The sequence below is a fragment of the Motiliproteus sp. genome, from assembly GCF_965230735.1.
Lineage (GTDB): Bacteria > Pseudomonadota > Gammaproteobacteria > Pseudomonadales > Balneatricaceae > Motiliproteus.
The window spans coordinates 1,139,935-1,159,230 of the sequence record NZ_OZ246016.1 but is presented as its reverse complement, the minus strand read 5'-3'; the positions used below and the strand labels follow the sequence as shown (position 1 = coordinate 1,159,230).

Sequence of the window (19,296 nt, the reverse complement as noted above, 5' to 3'; positions counted from 1 at the left end):
CGTTAATTCACCGGCGATTCGCAACAGAAACGCCAGCTACAACAAAGCAGCGAGAAGGCTCCCACCCTCTCACTGCCTAAATCCTGTGCTCAGTCTTAGTCTTTTTCGACCTGACTGAATTCCAACTCAACCGGAGTTGAACGACCGAAGATCAGCACTGCAACCTGCAGACGACTCTTCTCGTAGTTAACCTCTTCGACCACACCATTGAAGTCTGCAAACGGCCCATCGATAACCCGAACCATTTCACCCGCTTCAAACATGGTCTTCGGACGCGGCTGATCCACACCCGCCTCGACACGCTGAAGAATCGCATCGGCTTCTTTTTCGGTAATCGGCGCAACACGACCGGGATTTTTCGGATCTTCACCGATAAAGCCCATCACACGCGGCGTACCTTTTACCAGGTGCCAGGACGCATCATTAAGCTCCATCTGCACCAACACGTAACCGGGGTAGAATTTGCGCTCAGACTTACGTTTCTGGCCGTTACGCATTTCAACGACCTCTTCGGTCGGAACCAGAATCTCACCGAAGTCGTCCTGCATCCCCTCCAGCTCAACACGCTCTTTCAAGGATTGCATGACGCGCTTTTCGTAACCCGAATACGCGTGTACGACATACCAACGCTTCGCCACAGCGAGAACCCCTTAACCAATAATCCCGGAAACCAGCCAACTCAGCAGCGAATCAATCGCCCAGAGCGCCAGCCCCACAAGCAGCACAACCACAACCACGATAGCGGTTGTCTGCGTCGTCTCCTGGCGAGTCGGCCAGACGACTTTACGAATCTCAACTTTGGCTTCTTTGAATAGATCAAAGAACGCCTTACCTTTGGCGGTCTGAAAAGCAACAAAACCTGCCGCCAGCGCCAGCGCCAACAGCGCCAGAACGCGATATAACAGCGACTCTTCTGAGTAGTAGGAATTGCCTGCCACACCCACCGCAACCAGCAGCGTAACAACAAGCCATTTCACAGAATCAAACTTGGAATCAGTTGAATCCGCTTTTGCGTTCATGTGATGGAGCCTCTAAAGACAGACGGAGCTGATAGACCTATCAACCTTAAGACAAGTTGCCAACTTAACTTTAAATATTTCAGAAAGTTAAGTTGGCAGGCCAGGAGGGACTCGAACCCCCAACCTGCGGTTTTGGAGACCGCTGCTCTGCCAATTGAGCCACTGGCCTGTCACAAAGGGGAGCAGATTATATCCGCCCCCCTTCAGCTTTGCAACAAGAAGATATTACTCGATGATTTTGGCTACAACGCCAGCACCAACGGTACGACCACCTTCACGGATCGCGAAGCGCAGACCTTCGTCCATCGCGATCGGAGCGATCAGATTAACGGTCATCTGGACGTTATCGCCCGGCATAACCATCTCAACACCGTCAGGCAGCTTACAAGAGCCGGTCACGTCGGTAGTACGGAAGTAGAACTGCGGACGGTAGCCATTGAAGAACGGCGTGTGACGACCACCTTCATCTTTACCCAGCACGTAAACTTCAGCTTCGAAGTGAGTGTGAGGAGTGATAGAACCCGGAGCAGCCAGAACCTGACCACGCTCAACTTCGTCACGCTTGGTACCACGCAGCAGAACACCTACGTTCTCACCGGCACGGCCTTCGTCCAGCAGCTTGCGGAACATTTCAACACCAGTACAGGTAGTCTTGGTGGTTTCCTTGATGCCGACGATTTCAACTTCTTCACCAACCTTGACGATACCGCGCTCAACACGACCGGTAACAACGGTACCACGACCCTGGATGGAGAATACGTCTTCGATCGGCATGATGAACGCACCGTCGATCGCACGCTCCGGCTCAGGGATGTAGCTGTCCAGGGTCTCAACCAGGGTCTTAACCGCAGTGGTACCCATTTCGTTGTCGTCTTCGCCGTTCAGAGCCATCAGGGCAGAACCCGGGATGATCGGAGTGTCGTCGCCCGGGAAGTCGTACTCGGACAGCAGGTCGCGCAGTTCCATTTCGACCAGTTCCAGCATCTCGGCGTATTCTTCGCTGTCAGCGCCGCCGCAATCTTCGGCCAGCAGGTCAGCTTTGTTCAGGAATACAACGATGTACGGTACACCTACCTGACGAGACAGCAGGATGTGCTCACGAGTCTGAGGCATCGGGCCGTCAGTGGCGCCACATACCAGGATCGCGCCGTCCATCTGAGCAGCACCGGTGATCATGTTCTTGACGTAGTCGGCGTGGCCGGGGCAGTCAACGTGGGCGTAGTGACGGTCGTGGGAATCGTACTCTACGTGAGAGGTAGCGATGGTGATACCACGCTCACGCTCTTCCGGAGCATTGTCGATGCCGTCGAAAGCAACAGCTTCACCACCGAATACTTCGGCGCATACGCGAGTCAGTGCAGCGGTCAGAGTAGTTTTACCATGGTCAACGTGGCCGATAGTACCAACGTTGACATGGGGTTTCGTACGCTCAAAAGTTTCCTTAGCCATTGCTATCTCCCATCAGATGGACCAATTGACGCTGCATCCTTGAATGCAACAAAGGGCAGATATATCGCTATATCTGCCCTTCTTTGATTATTGCCTATGAAATGGAGCTCCAGGGCGGAATTGAACCGCCGACCTCACCCTTACCAAGGGTGTGCTCTACCCCTGAGCTACTGGAGCACATTTCATAACCAACAACGTTTTACAACTATGTTGGAGCGGGTAGCGGGAATCGAACCCGCATCATCAGCTTGGAAGGCTGAGGTAATAGCCATTATACCATACCCGCATAAGCATATTACCAAGTCGAATAATGGTGGTGAGGGGTGGATTCGAACCACCGAAGCTTGCGCGTCAGATTTACAGTCTGATCCCTTTGGCCACTCGGGAACCTCACCACATTTTATTTCGACTTTACGAGATCGAAACTCGCCCTTACACTTCGCTGTTCAGTTGGTGCCGGCACCAAGAGTCGAACTCGGGACCTACTGATTACAAGTCAGTTGCTCTACCAACTGAGCTATGCCGGCTAACAGCGTCGCGTCAGGAGGCGCAAATATTACTCACGGGCCTGGGGCGTTGCAACCCCTAAACAGAGTTTTTTTTCACTTTTTATTTGCGGGTGTTTTTTGACCAGTAATTTGACCCAATTCGAGCTGGTCAAATTATCATCATCACTCTGTAATAACAGGAAAAATTGCTCGCTTTGACGCAGCCCGGATTCCACTTTTGCGTCGTAACCCTGCTCGACTAAAGCCTTCGATAACGCCTCGGCAGGAACGCTTTCGCGGTAACTCCCCACCAACAGTTTTTGTTGCGAATCTTCCACCCATCGCGCATCCAACCCAACCACCAGCATCGCGTCCAACAACTGCTGTCGCTGCTGTGGGTTTTGAGGTGCCATCACGACCACCTGATGACGCTGCTGTCGATTGGTACCCGGGACCGGCTCCAGCTGCAATTGTCCCGGCGCGTTATTGGCGGAGTGCAGCGCCTCACCGTCGGCTCGATCAAAAGGCCCGAAGCGGTAGCAAAAGCGCGCCGATTCCGACGACTGGGTCGATGGCAAGGATTTCTCGGCCAGCGGTAACTCCCCACTCCCGCGATGCCTCAGCACAGTTGCGGGCACCTCCGACAACAGATCCAGTTCGGGAACGCCCCGCAACGCCTGCTCCGCCCTGTCAGCCAACATCCGACGACGTTCCTGCTCCTGGTAGAACCAGCCGTAAAGCACACCATTAAGCAGCAGCAGAATCAGAAAAAGCCAACGCATCAATCGTGCCCCCCCTTATCGAGTGCTGCCACGTTCGGCAGCGCCAGGGCCAGCCCATCGAGCACCAGGTCCGGACATAGCTCGCCACGTCCGGCTGATTCGATAAACGCCGCCCCATCACCCCCGGTTACCAGCAGCGCCGCCTGATCGCCCAGCAACCTGTCGCAATCACGCACCACCCGCTCAGCCAGCCCGGCCAACATCAACTCAATGCCGTGCCCGACCGCCTCGGCAGTGCTTCGTCCCGGCCGGGTATCCCAGCGCTCAGGAGACTCCATCGGCAGATGGATCTGGCGAGTATTGCCCAATAATCCTTTGCGCATCAGTCGAAGTCCCGGTGCAATATAGCCACCCAGATGCTGACCATCCGCATCGACGTAGTCGATCGTCACCGCACTACCGCAATCCACCACACAGCAACCGCCGGACTGTCGGTGGAAGCCGGCCAACATCACCAACCAGCGATCGGCCCCCATGGTGGTGTGATCTTGATAACTATTGGTTACACCAGCCTGGCTTGCCCGGGTTTCTGCTTTGCGGAGCGGCAAGCACCACTGCTGCTGACAGTATTGCGCCAGCACCCCCTCAGCCTCGTGACAGGCCACTGAGACGACCCGTACCGCAGCCGGTGTATCCAACCCGCCCCAGGTCTGCCCCAACACCTGCACATCGAGCCCGGATGTCGACACAAACCCACGCTGCTCACCACAGCGCCACTTCAACCGGGTATTACCGATATCGATATCAAGAATCATCCAAACTCCGCAGACTCAACTCACCCCCATGGAATGCCTGCTCCCCGTTTTCGGTCTGCAGCAACAGCGCACCGGATTCGTTCACCCCGAGGCAGCGGCCGTCAATAGCAAAGCTCTCGGTCGCCAGACGAACCCATCGATCACGGTGAGCGTTATGTTGTTGCCATTGCTCTCGGAAGGGGGCAAAGCCCTGTTGCTCAAACTGCTGAATCGCCGGGACCAACGCATTGAGAAGACCCGCTAGAATCCGGTTCCGGTCCAAGGATCGCTGCGCCACCGTTTCCAGATCGGTCCAAGGCTGATCGATCGCCTGCGCGGCCGCCTGGGGCATGGCAATATTGATTCCGACACCCACCACCACCTGGCAGAGCCCGGACGCATCACCGCTCATCTCCAGCAGCACACCAGCCAGTTTCTTACCGCGATAGAGCAGATCGTTGGGCCACTTCAACTCGACCCCATCAATGCCTTCCACCTGCATCCCCTGCAGCAACGCCAGACCAACCACCAGACTCAGCCCCTCCAACGCCGCAGCGCCGCCGCTGAAAGACCAGCTCAGGGAAAAATACAGATTGCGCCCGAACGGGCTTGCCCAATCGCGCCCACGACGCCCACGACCGGCAGTCTGCTGCTCGGCCAGGTAGAGTCGCCCATGGCAGTTTTGCAGTTGGGCCTGCTCCATCGCCAACCGGTTGGTCGACGGTATGGATAGAGCCAGCTCGATCTGGGTCAGCCCCTGCAAGGTCTGGGGTGCCAAGCCCTGACGCAATTGCTCGATCTGCAGCAGATTGACCCCACCGGGTATCCGATAGCCCCGCCCTTTCACCGAGTGACAATCGATCCCCAGCGCATCGAGCTTTTTCAGCTGCTTCCACACCGCGGCTCGACTGACGCCCAACTGCTGCCCCAGCGATTCACCGGAATGAAATTCCCCATCGGCCAGAATGCTCAGTAAAGACTCAAGCACCATCTCAAGCGGTCCGTTCCAGCACAATAAAGCTGTAGTCGTAAGGATTCGGCTCGACCGCCGCAAAGTCCTGCCGTGACAGCTCTTGCCACTGGTCCATCGTCAACTCGGGGAAAAACGCATCGCCATGAACCTGATGATGCACCTGGGTCAGATACAGCCGCTGCACCTGCGGCAACGCCTGCTCGTAAAGGTTGGCACCGCCGATGATCAGCGCTTCATCCGCGCCATTGATCTCAGACACGGCCTCAGCCTGCTCAATCGCCTGCTCCAGCGAGTTCACCACACTGATACCGTCCGCCCGATACTCGGGATCACGACTGACCACCAGATTGGTCCGTCCCGGCAGGGGCCGACCGATCGACTCATAGGTCTTGCGCCCCATGATGATCACCTTGCCCATGGTCACCGACTTGAAATACTTCAGGTCCTCCGGCAGATGCCAAGGCAGGGCGTTATTCCGTCCGATGACACGGTTATCAGATTGAGCGACGATCAGGGCCAGTTGCATACAAACTCCAGAACAGGGCTAGCGGAACTCTAAAGGAGCCCAGTGTATGTGCAGCCGCCGACCCTGGCAATTCTCACCCTGAGCGACCGATGCCACTCCAGGTATCACCACAAGCAACCTTGACAGCTAAACTGGGTCTATTGAGATAGCCGCGCAATACTCGCCTCATCAACGTTACTGATGGAGCCACCACGATGAAAACTACCCACCAACACGCCAGCAACCTCGACCTGGATCAGCTGACCCGACAACTGGAGCAACAGCTTCAGGCTGGCGACATCCTGTTTATCTCGATCGATGCGTTTCTGTATAAGCAGGTCGCCAGGGGAACCGGCAGCTGGTGCTCCCACGTCGGCTTTGCCATCGAGGAACAGGGGCGCTGGTATGTGCTTGAGAGCAAGGTGCCGCGGGTCAGCAAAACACCGCTGCGGGACTTTATCGCACGAAGCTGCAACGGCGAGGTGGCGGTGCGCCGCCTACCTGCTCCGTTGTCTAGCTCACAGGTCCAGTCTTTGAAACAGGCCGCAGCCAAACGCATGGGTCAGTGGTATCACCTGGGCTTTGATTTCGACTCCAAGCGCCAGTATTGCTCCAAGTTCGTCTATCAGGTCTATCGGGAAGCACTGGGCGTCGAGCTGGGCAAGGTCCAGACCCTGGAGCAGCTTCTGGAACAGAACCCGCAGGCCTGCGTCGGCTTCTGGCGCTGCTGGTATTTGGGTTTCATCCCCTGGCAGCGACGGACCCTGACGCCGGCCAGCCAGCTGCAGGACCCGCAGTTACAGACCCTGTTTAGCCACAACATCGCGCTGGAATCGATGGTCGTGGCAGCGACGGCTTAACACACCTAACCCTCAGACGTTAATGGCGCCCTAGTCAGACTCCGGCTGCGGCGCCGCCATCTGATCCGCCGGGTGCAGTTTGGGCTTCTGACGCGACTCACCCAACTCAGCAATCAGCATGCCGGCGATGATCAGACCAGCACCCAGCCAGCCCTGCCACAATAGCCGCTCGTCCAACACCAACGCAGCCGCGGCATGGGCGAACACCGGCTCCAACGCAAAGATCAGCGCGACCTTGGGCGCCGGCAGCACACTCTGACTGCTGGTCTGAACCCAGTACGCGAATGCACTGGATAGCAACGACAGCCACACCAACACAAACAGCATCTCCCAGCTCAGCAGTAGCTCCAGCAACACCCCAAACTGGAATAACAGCTGCTGCTCGGGCGGATCCAGCCACCAGGAAGCCACCGCGCTGTAGAGCGCCACCGCCGCCATCTGCAGGGCGCTAAGCGCAATAACCGGCAGACGCCCGGCGAAATGCCCGGTCATCACGATATGCAGCGCGAAGCTGAAGGCGCAACACAGCACCCAGAGGTCGCCCCGATTGAAACTCAACTCACCACCGGAAGTCAGCCAATACAGCCCCAGCGTCGAAGCCGCAGCCCCGACCCAGACCGACCAGCCGGCCCGGCTACGAAACAGCAGCCAGCCCAGCACCGGGGTCAGCGGCACACAGAGTCCGGTGATAAACCCAGCATTAGAGACCGTGGTATAGCGCATCCCTTCGGTCTGGGTATAGAAACCAAGAAACAGCAGGAAACCTAGCCCCAACGACACCAGCAGCAGCGTCATCAAGGGAACCGGCTCCTCTGCTTCACGTTTTCCCAACAGCAGATGCAGCGGCAACAGACAGAGCGCCGCCAGCGCGAAGCGAACCGAATTCAGCGTCAGGGTCGACAGGTGGTTGATCGCCTGATCGACCACCACAAACCCCACACCCCAGATAAAGCAGACCAGCACCAGTAGCCAGAATGCCAGTCGCGCCGATAATGTCATGCCAACCTACCCTCAGACCGAAAAGGGATAAGCGATCGCATCATGGTGCTGATAGCCCTCGACCTCAAAGTCGTCCAGCGTGACCCAGGTCTCCAGATCTTCGAGGGTCTTGATATCGGGATTGATCCGTAACTGCGGCGAGTCGAAAGGCTCACGCTTCAACTGCACGTCCCGCATCAGCTCAAGCTGATCCTCGTAAATATGGGCGTTGACGATCTTGTGGTAGGCCCGACCCGGCTTGTGGCCGGTGATCTGCGCCACCAACGCCAGCAGCGTAAACACCTGCACCTGGTTGAAATTCAGCCCCAGCGGCACATCACAAGAGCGCTGGTACGAGGTCAGATACAGCTTGTCGCCCAGCAACGAGAAGGTATGGGTATGCATGCACGGACGCAGGCAGCCCATGTGGAACTCACCGGGATTGTAAAATGACAGGATTTCGCCGCGATCATCGATACCGGCACTGAGGTTGTCGACGATCTTTCGCAACTGATCGACACTGCCGCCATCGGGCTTACGCCAGCCCCGTCCCTGGACCCCGTAGACCCGCCCCATGTCGTTGACACCGCGACGATGCGGGTTATTCAGCCAGGCCTCATTCTCATTGGCATTGGCCAGCCAGGTCGGTGTTCCAAGCGCCTTGAAGTCGGCGGCGTTATCGAGTCCGCGGATATAGCCCAGCAGCTCAGCGATCGCCGCCTTCCAGTAACTCTTACGGGTGGTGATCAACGGGAACTGATTGCCGGCCACATCGTATTCCAGGTCAGCGTTGATCAGAGTCAGACAGCGCTTGCCGGTGCGCTTGTTTTCAACCCACTCACCCTGCTCAATCAACCGCTGACACAGATCCAGATACTGCTTCATGTTTTACCTTCCTTTACCTGCGCCCCTGGCTATCTAGCTGCCGAGGCTGTCCCTGTACGATACGCCAGCACCATCAACAACACGCCCGCCAGCACCATCGGCAGCGACAGCAGCTGCCCCATCGTCAACCAGTCGAACGCGATGAAGCCCAGATGCGCATCGGGCTCGCGGGCAAACTCGACCAGGAAACGGAAACTGCCATAGCCGATCAGAAACAGCCCGGAGACCGCCATGGCCGGCCGTGGCCGGGACGAGAACCACCACAGCAGACAAAACAGGGTCACACCCTCGAGGGCAAATTGATACAGCTGCGACGGATGCCGTGCCAACTCATCGGCCCGGGGGAAGACCATTCCCCAGGGCAGATCAGTGGCCCGGCCCCAAAGTTCGCCACCGATAAAGTTACCCAGCCGCCCCAGGCCCAGCCCGATCGGCACCAACGGCGCGACAAAGTCGCCAACCTGAAAGAAGCCCTTGTGGTACTTGCGCCCAAACCACCAGATCGCCGCCATCACACCCAACAAGCCGCCATGGAACGCCATGCCCCCCTCCCAGACCGCGAACAGCCACAGCGGCTCGGCCAGGAAGCGATCCAGGTTATAAAACAGCACGTAACCGAAGCGGCCACCCAGTACCACCCCCAGGGCACAGTAGAAGATCAGGTCGGAGACCTGGGCCGGGGTCCAACCCGAGTCCGGACGCTTGGCCCGCCGATTGGCCAACCACCAGGCGGCAGCAAAGCCGCCCAGATACATCAGCCCGTACCAGTGAATCTTCAACGGCCCGAGCTGCAACGCCACCGGGTCGATCTGGGGAAAAGTCAACAAACCTCAGACTCCAAGTCAGTCAAAGTTAAAGCGCCGAAAAGCCGGTCATCAAGAAGCGACTACCGACCAGCAACAGCAGCACCGCAAAAGCCCGTTTCAGTGCCCGCTCAGGCAGACTGTGCGCCAACCTGGCACCGTAACGGGCACAGATCGCACTGGTCAGCACGATACCGATAAACGCGGGCAGATAGATATAGCCCAGACTCCAGGGCATCAGCGCCGGATTACCCCAGCCCTCTTCGATATTGACCAGCGCTCCGGTCACCGCTATCGGCAAGCCGCAGGCCGCCGAGGTACCGATTGCCTGCTGGATCCGAACGTTACACCAGCTCAGGTACGGCGTGGTCATGGAGCCACCGCCGATCCCAAAGATCGCCGAACCGTAACCGATACCCGCTCCCACGGCCCCCAAACCGGCGCCTCCCGGCACCTGCCGATGGGGTTTTGGCTTCAATCCCAGCCCCATCTGCGCCGCAATCAACAGCGCGAAGCAGCCGATAATCAGCTGCAACAGCGGTCCACTCAGTTGACCTGCGGTTTTCACACCCAGCACCGCACCGACCACAATTCCCAGTGCCAACGGCTTAAACAGATCCCAGCGCACTCCCTGTTTGGCATGATGTGCCCGGACCGAGCTGATTGAGGTCACCACGATGGTGGCCAGCGAAGTCCCCACCGCGGTATGGGTCAGCACCTGCGCCGACATTCCCTGCAGCTCAAAACTGAATACCAGCACCGGCACAATAATCAGACCGCCACCAATACCGAACAGTCCGGCGATCAAACCGGCGCAGGCACCGAGAAGTAGATACGTTAACAGCAGCAAGAGAAGGCCTAAATTGAGCTGGTTTTGGAAGCTGGCTATTATCGCCTAAACAATCGATCAATTTCATCTCGGGTCAACCCGGAGTTTATCGACGGAAGCCTGTGCGGTATGTGCCTGATTCTATTTGCCTACAACACCGATCCCCACTACCGCCTGATAGTGGCGGCGAACCGGGATGAGTTTTATCAACGTCCGACCCGACGGCTGTGCTTCTGGCCCGAAGCCCCCGACTTGCTGGCCGGACAGGACCTACAGCTTGGCGGCACCTGGCTCGGCATCACCCGTCAGGGCCGTTTCGCCGCCGTTACCAACGTCCGCCAGGGACGTCGGCGACCGCCCGTCGGGCTTCGATCGCGAGGCCAATTAACCCTCGATTTCCTGCTCGGTGACCAGACACCGCGGGACTACCTGCAACAAACCGAACCGGATGCCTATGACGGTTACAATCTGCTGCTGGCCGATCGACAGGGGCTTTATTACGGCTCCAATCGCAACAACCAGCCCCCTCGGGAGCTGGAGGCCGGCGTCTACGGCCTCAGCAATGCCAGCCTGGACACCCCCTGGCCCAAGGTTCGTGAGGCCAGAGAAGAGTTGAGCAACCTGATCGAGCAGGGCGAACTGAGCGTGGGCAACCTGCTGAAACTGCTGCAGCACAACCAGCTTCCTGCCGACGATCAACTCCCCGATACCGGTGTCGGGATCGAATGGGAGCGCCTGCTGGGACCGCGCTTTATCCACAGCAGCGACTACGGCACCCGCTCCAGTCTGGTGTTGCTGCAGCGCTATGACGGCCATACCGAGGTGGTCGAACAGAGCTATCTGCCGGACTGGCAAAAACCTCAAAGCCACTGTTTTTCAACCGCCTGAGTCATCTATACTGGCTCTTTCGACCGTTAGCCCGCAGGACCGCAAGTACGATGGAACCGACCCCGAAGCGCCTTCCCATCCAGAAGCTACTCTGGCGCTCCTACGTGGGTTCGACGCTGATCCCGCTGGTGTTCGTCGAGATCCTGTTTCTACTGGCCTACTTCGGCGCCACCGACCAGCTCAGCAGTCGCTATACCCAGGCGCTGGAGCAACAAGCCGCTTTCCACCAGCTGTCACTCAGCCGAATCCAGGCTAAAGAGATCAACGAAGCGCTCGACCAGTTACTGCCGTCGCAACTCAAGCAGGCCTATAACCCGATCGCCATCTCCGAGCTGCTGGAGCGCCTCAAGCAACGCAACGTCTTTCAACTGAGCAACAACAAGCATTATCAGCTCTATATCGAGAGCGAAGGCAACATCTACCGTACCGACAGCCTGCGAATTCTCAAGAGTACCGAGAACCCCTTCCTGGCCCACCTGGGCGAAATCGATCGTAAACCCGAGGGCTATGCCAGCCTCGACAAGGAGAAGATCCAACTGCTGACCTGGACACCGATACCGGTTACCGGCTGGCAGCTGCTGACGCTGTCATCCTCGTCGACACCGGCGCACCTGTTGCAGGAGGGCAGCGACGGGATCAGCTCCATCCTGATGATGTCGATCGCGGTGTTGAGCCTGGTCTGCCTGCTGGTATTGGTGATCACCCACCGCAAGTCACGAACCTTGAGCGAACGGCTGACCGACCCACTCAATCGTCTGAACCAGATGATCAGCCATATCGGTTCCGGACACTATGAACCGGAACGACCGCAGATCGACATTGAAGAGATCGATCAATCCGCCATCGGCCTGAGTCAGATGGGGCGAGACCTCGGTGACGCCCGCGGCGAGTTGCAGCAGATCAACACCGAGCTGGAACAACGGGTCGAAGAGCGCACCCAGCGACTGGTGCAGGCCAACAGCCAGCTCAAAGAGGACAAGCAGCAGCTCGAAGAGCTGTACGAACAACTCAAACAAACCCAGATACAGCTGATCGAATCGGAGAAGATGGCCTCGATCGGCCAGCTGGCGGCCGGGGTCGCCCACGAAATCAACAATCCGATGACCTACATCATCGCCAATATCGTGGCGATGCAGGAGTACTGCACCGACCTGCTGAAGCTGATCGAACAGCAACAGCGGCTGATCGACGACGCTCGCCAGGCGGACAACCAAACCCTGCTGGAGGAGCTCGACTTCGCATTTATTCGCGACGATATCCCGGTGCTGATCCAGCAGTCCCTTGATGGCGCGGACCGGGTCAAGCAGATCGTCCAGGGGCTCAGGGATTTCTCCCATACCGGTCAGCAGGAGTGGGAACGCAGCGATCTTCGCGAAGGGCTAGACAGTACCCTGAAGGTGGCCAACAACGAGATCAAACACAAAGCTGAGGTGATTCGCGAGTATCAGGATATCCCGACCATCGACTGTCTGCCGTCGCAGCTCAATCAGGTGTTCCTGAATCTGCTGGTCAACGCCGCCCACGCCATCCCCGAACAAGGCACCATCACCGTGCGAACCTTACCCGAAGGTGATGACCATGTACGGATCGAGATCAGCGATAACGGCAAAGGGATCGAGCCGAAGAACCTCAAGAATATCTTTGAGCCCTTCTTTACCACCAAGGCGGTCGGCGAGGGCACCGGCCTGGGGCTGGCCCTGTCGTACAGCATCGTGAAGGCCCATAACGGCAAGATACTGGTCGACAGTACCCCCGGTGAAGGCACCACCTTCAGCCTGCGGCTGCCGATCGAACAGCACGAAGCCCCCCAGGCCCAAGAGCTGGGCAAAAGCCTCAAAGCACAGAACGATAACGCTTGATACGGGGTGGACGCCAGGCCGAGGAAGGGAGCTATTTCGGCGCATGGGGGCGGTCCAGATGCCCGAGACCGGCATCCGTCAGCATCTGCTCCAGCGCTTGCCGAACCGATTCAGGCTCATCGAAGGAGAGCGCCGTTTCCAGGAAGTCCTTGGCCTGCTCCATGCTGACACCCCGAATGGCTGATTTGACCTTCGGCAAGCTGGTCGAACTCATCGACAGCACGTCATAACCCATCGCCATCAACAACAGCGCGCCGATCGGCTCACCGGCCAGTTCACCACAGATGCTGACCTGTACCTGTTCGCGATGGGCCTCATCGACGATCTGCTTCAACGCCGTCAGAACCGCCGGATGGTAACTGTCGTAGAGCTCGGCGACACGGGGGTTATTGCGATCGACCGCCAGCAGGTACTGGGTTAGATCGTTACTGCCGACCGACAGGAAGTCGACCCGCTTGGCGAAATGGCGCACCTGATAGACCGCTGCCGGCACTTCCACCATCACGCCGATCTCGGGTTGAATCAGCTGGTAGCCATCGTCGATCAACTCCTCGAAGGCTTGATTGATCAGCGCCACCGCTTCATCCACCTCGACCACACTGGCGACCATCGGCAACAGGATACGCAGGTTATCCAGACCCTCACTGGCCAGCAGCATCGCCCGGACCTGCACCAGGAATATCTCCGGATGATCCAGTGTGACCCGGATTCCACGCCAGCCCAGCGACGGATTGTCCTCCTCGATCGGGAAATAGGACAACGACTTATCGCCACCGATATCCAGCGTGCGCATCGTCACCGGACAGGGCGCGAAAGGCTCCAGTTGACGCCGATAACTCTCGATCTGTTCCGCTTCACTGGGGAAGAACTCTTTGATCATGAACGGCACTTCGGAGCGATACAGCCCCACACCTTCGGCACCGCGTTGCAGCGCCAACGACACATCGGTGATCAGCCCGGTATTGACCCACAGCGGTATTTGATGGCCGTCCTGAGTCTGGGCCGGCAGATCACGCAACTGCTCCAGGCCCCGGCTGAGTTCCTGCTCCTCCTGCATGATATCGGCGTAATAACCGGTCAGTTCATCGGAGGGATCGACGAATACCCGGCCGGAGTAGCCGTCGATAATAATTTCGCGTTTATGCACCCGGGTTGCCGGCAGGTCCACCACCCCCATCACCGTGGGAATACCCATCGAACGGGCCAGGATCGCCGCGTGCGAGTTACCCGAGCCGTTGACCGACACCAGACCGACCAGTTTGTCGGTCGGCACCTCGCCGAGCATTGCCGGGGTCACCTCTTCGGCCACCAACACCATGTTGTCAGGGTAGATCGGACAGCTGATGGCGCCGCCCTCCTGCAGACAGGCCAGCACCCGACGCCCGAGATCGCGGATGTCGGTGGCCCGCTCGCGCAGGTAGGCATCGTCCATCATTTCAAACTGATGGACATGCTCATGCACCACCCGGCGCAACGCACCCGGAGCCCATTGGCCCTGTCGAATCTGTTGTTCAATTTCACCGGCCAGGGCGTTGTCGTCGAGCATGCGAAGATAAACATCAAACAGCGCCTGCTCCTCGCCCTTAAGCCGCCGTGCCAGCGAGCGACCCACCACCTTGATATCATGGCGGACCCGGGTCAGGGCACTGCGAAAACGTTCCAGCTCGGCATCGATATCCTCGATCCGCTGATCCGGCACCGCATCCAGATCGGCCGGCGGGGACACCACCATCGCCACACCCAGCCCGACGCCCTGGGCTCCGGAAACCCCATCGAAGCGCGCGTCTCTGCGCATCACATCGCCACCATGGTTGACCGAGATCGCTCCGGTGACTTCGGCATGGGCAATAACCCCGGCCAGCTGCGCCGACATGGTGATCAGAAAGGCTTCTTCACTCTCATCAAAGCGACGCTGTTTTTTCTGCTGCACCACCAACACCCCCAGCACCTTACGCTGATGGATGATGGGCGCCCCCAGAAAAGAGTGAAAATTCTCTTCACCGGAGCCGGTCATATAGCGATAGGAAGGGTGATTGGCGACGTTTTCCAGATTGATCGGTTCGGCCCGGGACGCCACCTTACCGACCACGCCCTCGGCCGGTGCCAGACGGATATTGCCAACCGCCTCCTGATTGAGGCCTTCGGTGGCCATCAACACGTATTCTTGGGTGCCGGGATCGAGCAGATAGACCGAACAGACCTGGGTGCGCATTGAGCGCTGCACCCGTTTGACGATCAGTTTCAGCGCCGCCTCCAGATCATCGGCGGCATTCACTTCCTGAACTATCTTGCGCAATACATCCAGCATCGGCGGTCACCTACTCGAGCGTGACGAACGTCGCGAGCGCGACGACGACCGCTTCTGACGACGCGGTTGCGGGGTAAAACTATCGGGCTGACGCACCAGCCGAACATGACGATCCACCAGCTCTTTCAGAGCGCTGCGGTAGACCTCCCGCTTGAACGAGATCACCTGTCCCAGGGGGTACCAGTAACTGACCCAGCGCCAGCCGTCGAATTCGGGTTTACCGGAATGCTCAAAGCTGACCGCCGAATCGTCGGCCGTCAAACGCAGCAGAAACCACTTCTGCTTCTGGCCGATGCACAAAGGCTTGGAGTGGTAGCGAATCATTCGCTTGGGCAGCCGATAACGCAGCCATCCACGGGTACAGCCAACAATCTGGACATCCTTGGGGTTCAACCCCACCTCCTCCTTGAGCTCCCGATACATCGCCTGTTCCGGGCTCTCGTTGTCGTTGATCCCCCCCTGGGGAAACTGCCAGGCATCCTGACCAATCCGGCGGGCCCAGAGCACCTGGCCGGTATCGTTTGCAAGGATTATCCCGACATTGGGACGAAAGCCGTCAGAGTCGATCACGCAACACCATTATTCTAGTTATCGTAGGCAACCTGTTTTCCCGAGTTCAGCGGGCATAATGACAGATTCCTGCGGGTGCAGAAAAACGCGGGAGAATTTCGGCAACCTCCGGCTATTGTTCCATACTTCAGCGCGATCACCAATTCATAACTGGTTTGACCAGTTGCCGGCACAGGATCATTGTCAGCCCGCGCGGGAAGCTCTATGCTTGAGCCCCCTTGATCTTCCATCTACCCGAAAATAACGGAGGCTGCCGTGGCACTGGCGATTTTTGATCTGGATAACACCCTGATTGCCGGCGACAGCGATCACGCCTGGGGCGAATTTCTGGTGGAACAAGGGTTGGTCGATGCCGAGCAGTATAAAGAAGCCAACGACCGCTTCTATCTGGATTACCAGCGCGGCCAACTGGACATCTACGCTTACCAGGCTTTTGCACTGGAGCCGCTGACCCGCTGGTCCGCCGAACAGCTGGCACAGCTGCACGATCAATTTATGCAGCAGAAGATCGCCCCGATCATGCTGGATCAGGCCAAAGCACTGCTGCAAAAGCATCGCGATGCCGGCGACTTCCTGCTGATCATCACCGCCACCAACCGTTTCGTCACCGGTCCGATTGCCGAACTGCTCGGCGTCGATGACATGCTGGCCACCGAACCGGAGGTGATCGACGGTCGCTATACCGGCGAACTGGTCGGCACGCCCTGCTTCCAGGACGGTAAGGTCGAGCGCTTGAATCAGTGGCTGGCCGAGCGGGATCACGAGCTTACCGACAGCTATTTCTACTCCGACTCCCGCAACGACATCCCGTTGCTGGAACTGGTCGACCACCCGATCGCCGTCGACGCTGACGAAGCCTTGACCGAACACGCCAAGGCCAAGGGCTGGCAGCTGATCAGTCTACGTAACTAGATCAGCGGACAAGAGATTTCAAAAATTCAGGGACAGGGTATCGGATAGCGGGCATGAATCGCTTCGATCGCCTTGAGCTGCTCTTCGCCCAGATGCAGATCGATACTGTCGATATTGCTGCGAAGCTGTTCCATCGTCGTAGCACCGATAATGGTGCTACCGACAAAGGGCCGACTGTTCACAAACGCCAACGCCATCTGACTCGGCGTCTGCCCGTACTCACGGGCCAGTTCGACATAGGCCCGGGTCGCTTCAACGCCCCGCTCGGTGACATAGCGCCGGTAATTGGGGTATAGCTGCAGCCGAGATCCTTTCGGCAAACCTCCATCCAGGTACTTGCCACTCAGCACCCCAAACCCCAACGGCGAATAGGGCAACAAGTCGATCTGTTCACGCTGCAGCACCTCGGCCAGCCCGACCTCGGTGCTGCGATTTAATAGGTTGTAGGGATTCTGCACCGTTACCGTCATCGGCAGTTTTTCAGTGCGGGCCAGCTCCTGCAGCCGCATCACCCCCCAGGGCGTTTCGTTGGAGACACCGATCTGTCGAACCAGCCCTTCATCGATCAGTTCAGCCAGCGCCTGCAGCGATTCCAGCAACGGTGCCCCGTCCTTCTCCGGCTGATGGGTATAGCCCAGTTGGCCGAAGAAATTGGTGGCCCGGTCCGGCCAGTGCAACTGATACAGATCCAGGTAGTCGACTCCGAGCCGCGTCAGACTGCCCTGAATCGCCTGCCGAATATGATCCCGACTCAGACTCAGGTTCGGCCGGATATAACGGACAAAGTCACCGGGACCGGCAACCTTAGACGCCAGCACGCAACGATCGCGATTACTCCGGGCTTTTAGCCAGCGACCGATTATCCGCTCGGTCTCGCCCTGGGTCGCTGCCTTCGGCGGAATCGGATAGAGCTCGGCGGTATCAAAGAAATTAACCCCGCGATCCAGCGCCAGATCCAGCTGTTCGAACGCCTCGGCTTCGCTGTTTTGCTCGCCCCAGGTCATGGTACCCAGGCAGATCCGACTAACCTTCAGATCACTCCGACCCAACGTCTGGTATTGCATCGCCTATCCTCCGTTGCCGCCGTGTTGCATCCAGCCACTGTGCAGCCGGTTCAGAAACTCGGCAGAATCCTGACAAACATCGACTTAAGATAGTCGGTTTCCGGGATCGCCGGATGAACCGGATGGTCAGCGCCCTGATGCCCCTGTTCGATGATCTGGGCCTGACGATCAACCTGGCGACTGGAGGCGCGAATGATCTCCACCAACCGATCCCGCTGCAGGTGCATCGAGCAGGAAGCGGACACCAACAGCCCGTCACGGGCCAGCAGACTGATCGCCAGTTGGTTGATACGCTGGTAGGCCTGCTCGCCGTTACGGATATCCTTGCGTTTCTGGATAAAGGCCGGCGGATCGACCACGATCACATCGAACTTCTCCGCCTCGGCCTTGAGCTGCTTGAGCCCCTCAAAGGCATCACCCTGCAGCGTCTGGACCTGGTCGGCAACGCCATTGAGCTGGGCGTTGTGCTCGACCACATCCAGCGCCGTCGATGAGGCATCCAGGCAGACCACCTCGGCAGCACCGGCCGCCGCCGCCTGCACCCCCCAACCGCCGATATAGCTGAACACATCCAGCACCCGCTTACCGGCGACATGCTGTTGCAGCCGGGCCCGGTTCATCCGGTGATCGTAGAACCAGCCGGTCTTCTGGCCGGTCAGTACCGGGGCAGCAAAGTTAACCCCGTTCTCCACCAGCGGCGCCAGCTCCGGCACCTCACCCAGCGCGGTCTCGACATAACTTTCCAGCCCTTCCATCGCCCGCATCTTGCCGTCGTTACGCAGCAGAATCGCGCTCGGCTTGATCACCTGCTGCAAGGCATCGACCAGCTCAGATTTCAGGCGTTCCATGCCGGCGCTGGAGATCTGCACCACCAGCAGGTCGTAGAATCGATCCACCACCAGTCCCGGCAAGCCATCACTGTCGCCATAGACCAGTCGATAGCAATCCTGCTCGAAACAGCGCTGGCGCAGTGACAGGGCTATTTTGAGCCGATGTACCAGCAACGAGCGATCCAGTAACTGGGCCGGATCCCGGCTGACCATGCGACCACAGATCAGGTTGTTGGGATTCAGATAGGCGACCCCCAAGGGCTTACCGCCGGCCTGCTCGACCACCACCTGCTCTCCGACCTGAAACTGTTTCAGCGGGGTCGCTTTGGTATCGACCTCATTGCTGTAGATCCATAGATGACCGCCCCGTAAACGGCGATCGGCTTTGGCTTTTAAACGCAGGACTTGTAGCGGGGTCGACTGTTGCAAGGTCAGGTACTCTCAATGAACGTTCAGAATTAGCGGTTTGGGGAGGCAGTCACACCGTTGAGCAAGAAGCACGGTGCGAGAGGCAAAAAGCACATAAAAGAAAGCCCTGCCGAAGTCTCAGCAGGGCCGGT

18 protein-coding genes, 5 tRNA genes and 1 pseudogene are annotated in these 19,296 nt (G+C 58.3%); 4 read left to right on the top strand and 20 right to left on the bottom strand.

Annotated elements, in window-relative coordinates; genetic code table 11:
- Positions 1-95: 95 nt before the first annotated feature.
- The 12 genes from nusG to ACO05M_RS05415 all read right to left on the bottom strand — a co-directional run bounded on the left by nusG (position 96) and on the right by ACO05M_RS05415 (position 5,971).
- Complete coding sequence (gene nusG, locus ACO05M_RS05470; protein ID WP_114697281.1) at positions 96-638, bottom strand: transcription termination/antitermination protein NusG; 543 nt, start codon at positions 636-638, stop codon at positions 96-98.
- A gap of 12 nt (positions 639-650) precedes the next feature.
- On the bottom strand, positions 651-1,019 hold the full coding sequence (gene secE, locus ACO05M_RS05465) for a preprotein translocase subunit SecE (protein WP_114697282.1): 369 nt from the start codon (positions 1,017-1,019) through the stop codon (positions 651-653).
- A 93-nt stretch (positions 1,020-1,112) separates the two neighbouring features.
- A tRNA-Trp gene (locus ACO05M_RS05460) sits at positions 1,113-1,188 on the bottom strand.
- Positions 1,189-1,244: 56 nt separating this feature from the next.
- Positions 1,245-2,468, bottom strand: a complete 1,224-nt coding sequence (gene tuf / locus ACO05M_RS05455; RefSeq protein WP_421868679.1) for an elongation factor Tu — start codon at positions 2,466-2,468, stop codon at positions 1,245-1,247.
- Between the two features lie 102 nt (positions 2,469-2,570).
- Positions 2,571-2,645: transfer RNA gene (locus ACO05M_RS05450), tRNA-Thr, on the bottom strand.
- 34 nt (positions 2,646-2,679) lie between these two features.
- Positions 2,680-2,754: transfer RNA gene (locus tag ACO05M_RS05445), tRNA-Gly, on the bottom strand.
- 25 nt (positions 2,755-2,779) lie between these two features.
- Positions 2,780-2,863: transfer RNA gene (locus ACO05M_RS05440), tRNA-Tyr, on the bottom strand.
- Between the two features lie 56 nt (positions 2,864-2,919).
- A tRNA-Thr gene (locus ACO05M_RS05435) sits at positions 2,920-2,995 on the bottom strand.
- A gap of 29 nt (positions 2,996-3,024) precedes the next feature.
- Complete coding sequence (locus ACO05M_RS05430) at positions 3,025-3,738, bottom strand: hypothetical protein (protein WP_421868677.1); 714 nt, start codon at positions 3,736-3,738, stop codon at positions 3,025-3,027.
- A complete protein-coding gene (locus ACO05M_RS05425) occupies positions 3,738-4,493 on the bottom strand; it encodes a type III pantothenate kinase (RefSeq protein ID WP_421868675.1) in 756 nt (251 codons plus the stop codon). The genes ACO05M_RS05430 and ACO05M_RS05425 overlap by 1 nt, the downstream gene beginning before the upstream one ends.
- Positions 4,483-5,463 (bottom strand): bifunctional biotin--[acetyl-CoA-carboxylase] ligase/biotin operon repressor BirA, encoded by a 981-nt coding sequence (gene birA, locus ACO05M_RS05420; RefSeq protein WP_421868673.1) that lies wholly within the window; start codon positions 5,461-5,463, stop codon positions 4,483-4,485. Before birA ends, ACO05M_RS05425 begins: the two co-directional genes overlap by 11 nt.
- A gap of 1 nt (position 5,464) precedes the next feature.
- Positions 5,465-5,971: a dihydrofolate reductase gene (locus ACO05M_RS05415; protein WP_421868671.1), complete on the bottom strand. Its 507-nt coding sequence runs from the start codon at positions 5,969-5,971 to the stop codon at positions 5,465-5,467.
- A 194-nt stretch (positions 5,972-6,165) separates the two neighbouring features.
- On the opposite strand from ACO05M_RS05415, the gene ACO05M_RS05410 reads away from it, so the two are divergent.
- Positions 6,166-6,810 carry a YiiX/YebB-like N1pC/P60 family cysteine hydrolase gene (locus tag ACO05M_RS05410; RefSeq protein ID WP_421868669.1) on the top strand — a complete coding sequence of 215 codons (645 nt, stop codon included), beginning with the start codon at positions 6,166-6,168 and terminating at the stop codon, positions 6,808-6,810.
- A 30-nt stretch (positions 6,811-6,840) separates the two neighbouring features.
- On the opposite strand, the gene ACO05M_RS05405 is transcribed toward ACO05M_RS05410, so the two are convergent.
- From ACO05M_RS05405 to ACO05M_RS05390, 4 genes are read right to left on the bottom strand one after another with little or no spacing between them, the layout of a single operon-like run.
- Positions 6,841-7,809, bottom strand: coding sequence for a DMT family transporter (locus tag ACO05M_RS05405; RefSeq protein ID WP_421868667.1), 969 nt, complete (start codon positions 7,807-7,809; stop codon positions 6,841-6,843).
- Positions 7,810-7,821: 12 nt separating this feature from the next.
- Positions 7,822-8,673 carry a thymidylate synthase gene (locus ACO05M_RS05400; protein WP_421868665.1) on the bottom strand — a complete coding sequence of 284 codons (852 nt, stop codon included), beginning with the start codon at positions 8,671-8,673 and terminating at the stop codon, positions 7,822-7,824.
- Positions 8,674-8,702: 29 nt separating this feature from the next.
- Positions 8,703-9,500 (bottom strand): prolipoprotein diacylglyceryl transferase, encoded by a 798-nt coding sequence (gene lgt, locus ACO05M_RS05395; RefSeq protein ID WP_421868663.1) that lies wholly within the window; start codon positions 9,498-9,500, stop codon positions 8,703-8,705.
- 25 nt (positions 9,501-9,525) lie between these two features.
- A complete protein-coding gene (locus ACO05M_RS05390) occupies positions 9,526-10,326 on the bottom strand; it encodes a sulfite exporter TauE/SafE family protein (protein ID WP_421868661.1) in 801 nt (266 codons plus the stop codon).
- 108 nt (positions 10,327-10,434) lie between these two features.
- Between ACO05M_RS05390 and ACO05M_RS05385 the strand changes: the two genes are divergently transcribed.
- The gene (locus ACO05M_RS05385) at positions 10,435-11,193 is read left to right on the top strand and encodes an NRDE family protein (protein WP_421868659.1); all 759 of its coding nucleotides are present in this window, start codon (positions 10,435-10,437) and stop codon (positions 11,191-11,193) included.
- 50 nt (positions 11,194-11,243) lie between these two features.
- The gene (locus ACO05M_RS05380; protein ID WP_421868658.1) at positions 11,244-13,052 is read left to right on the top strand and encodes an ATP-binding protein; all 1,809 of its coding nucleotides are present in this window, start codon (positions 11,244-11,246) and stop codon (positions 13,050-13,052) included.
- 31 nt (positions 13,053-13,083) lie between these two features.
- Here the strand turns inward: ACO05M_RS05380 and ptsP are convergent, their stop codons facing one another.
- Positions 13,084-15,360: a phosphoenolpyruvate--protein phosphotransferase gene (ptsP, locus tag ACO05M_RS05375; RefSeq protein WP_421868656.1), complete on the bottom strand. Its 2,277-nt coding sequence runs from the start codon at positions 15,358-15,360 to the stop codon at positions 13,084-13,086.
- 87 nt (positions 15,361-15,447) lie between these two features.
- Positions 15,448-15,930: pseudogene (gene rppH / locus ACO05M_RS05370) on the bottom strand (RNA pyrophosphohydrolase); the annotation flags it as partial.
- A 255-nt stretch (positions 15,931-16,185) separates the two neighbouring features.
- On the opposite strand from rppH, the gene ACO05M_RS05365 reads away from it, so the two are divergent.
- Entirely contained in the window at positions 16,186-16,842 is a 657-nt protein-coding gene (locus ACO05M_RS05365; protein ID WP_421868654.1) for an HAD family hydrolase, read from the top strand.
- A 26-nt stretch (positions 16,843-16,868) separates the two neighbouring features.
- On the opposite strand, the gene ACO05M_RS05360 is transcribed toward ACO05M_RS05365, so the two are convergent.
- Both ACO05M_RS05360 and ACO05M_RS05355 read right to left on the bottom strand, forming a co-directional pair.
- Positions 16,869-17,906: an NADP(H)-dependent aldo-keto reductase gene (locus ACO05M_RS05360; protein WP_421868652.1), complete on the bottom strand. Its 1,038-nt coding sequence runs from the start codon at positions 17,904-17,906 to the stop codon at positions 16,869-16,871.
- A 50-nt stretch (positions 17,907-17,956) separates the two neighbouring features.
- A complete protein-coding gene (locus ACO05M_RS05355; protein WP_421868650.1) occupies positions 17,957-19,165 on the bottom strand; it encodes a class I SAM-dependent rRNA methyltransferase in 1,209 nt (402 codons plus the stop codon).
- Between the last annotated feature and the right edge of the window lie 131 nt (positions 19,166-19,296).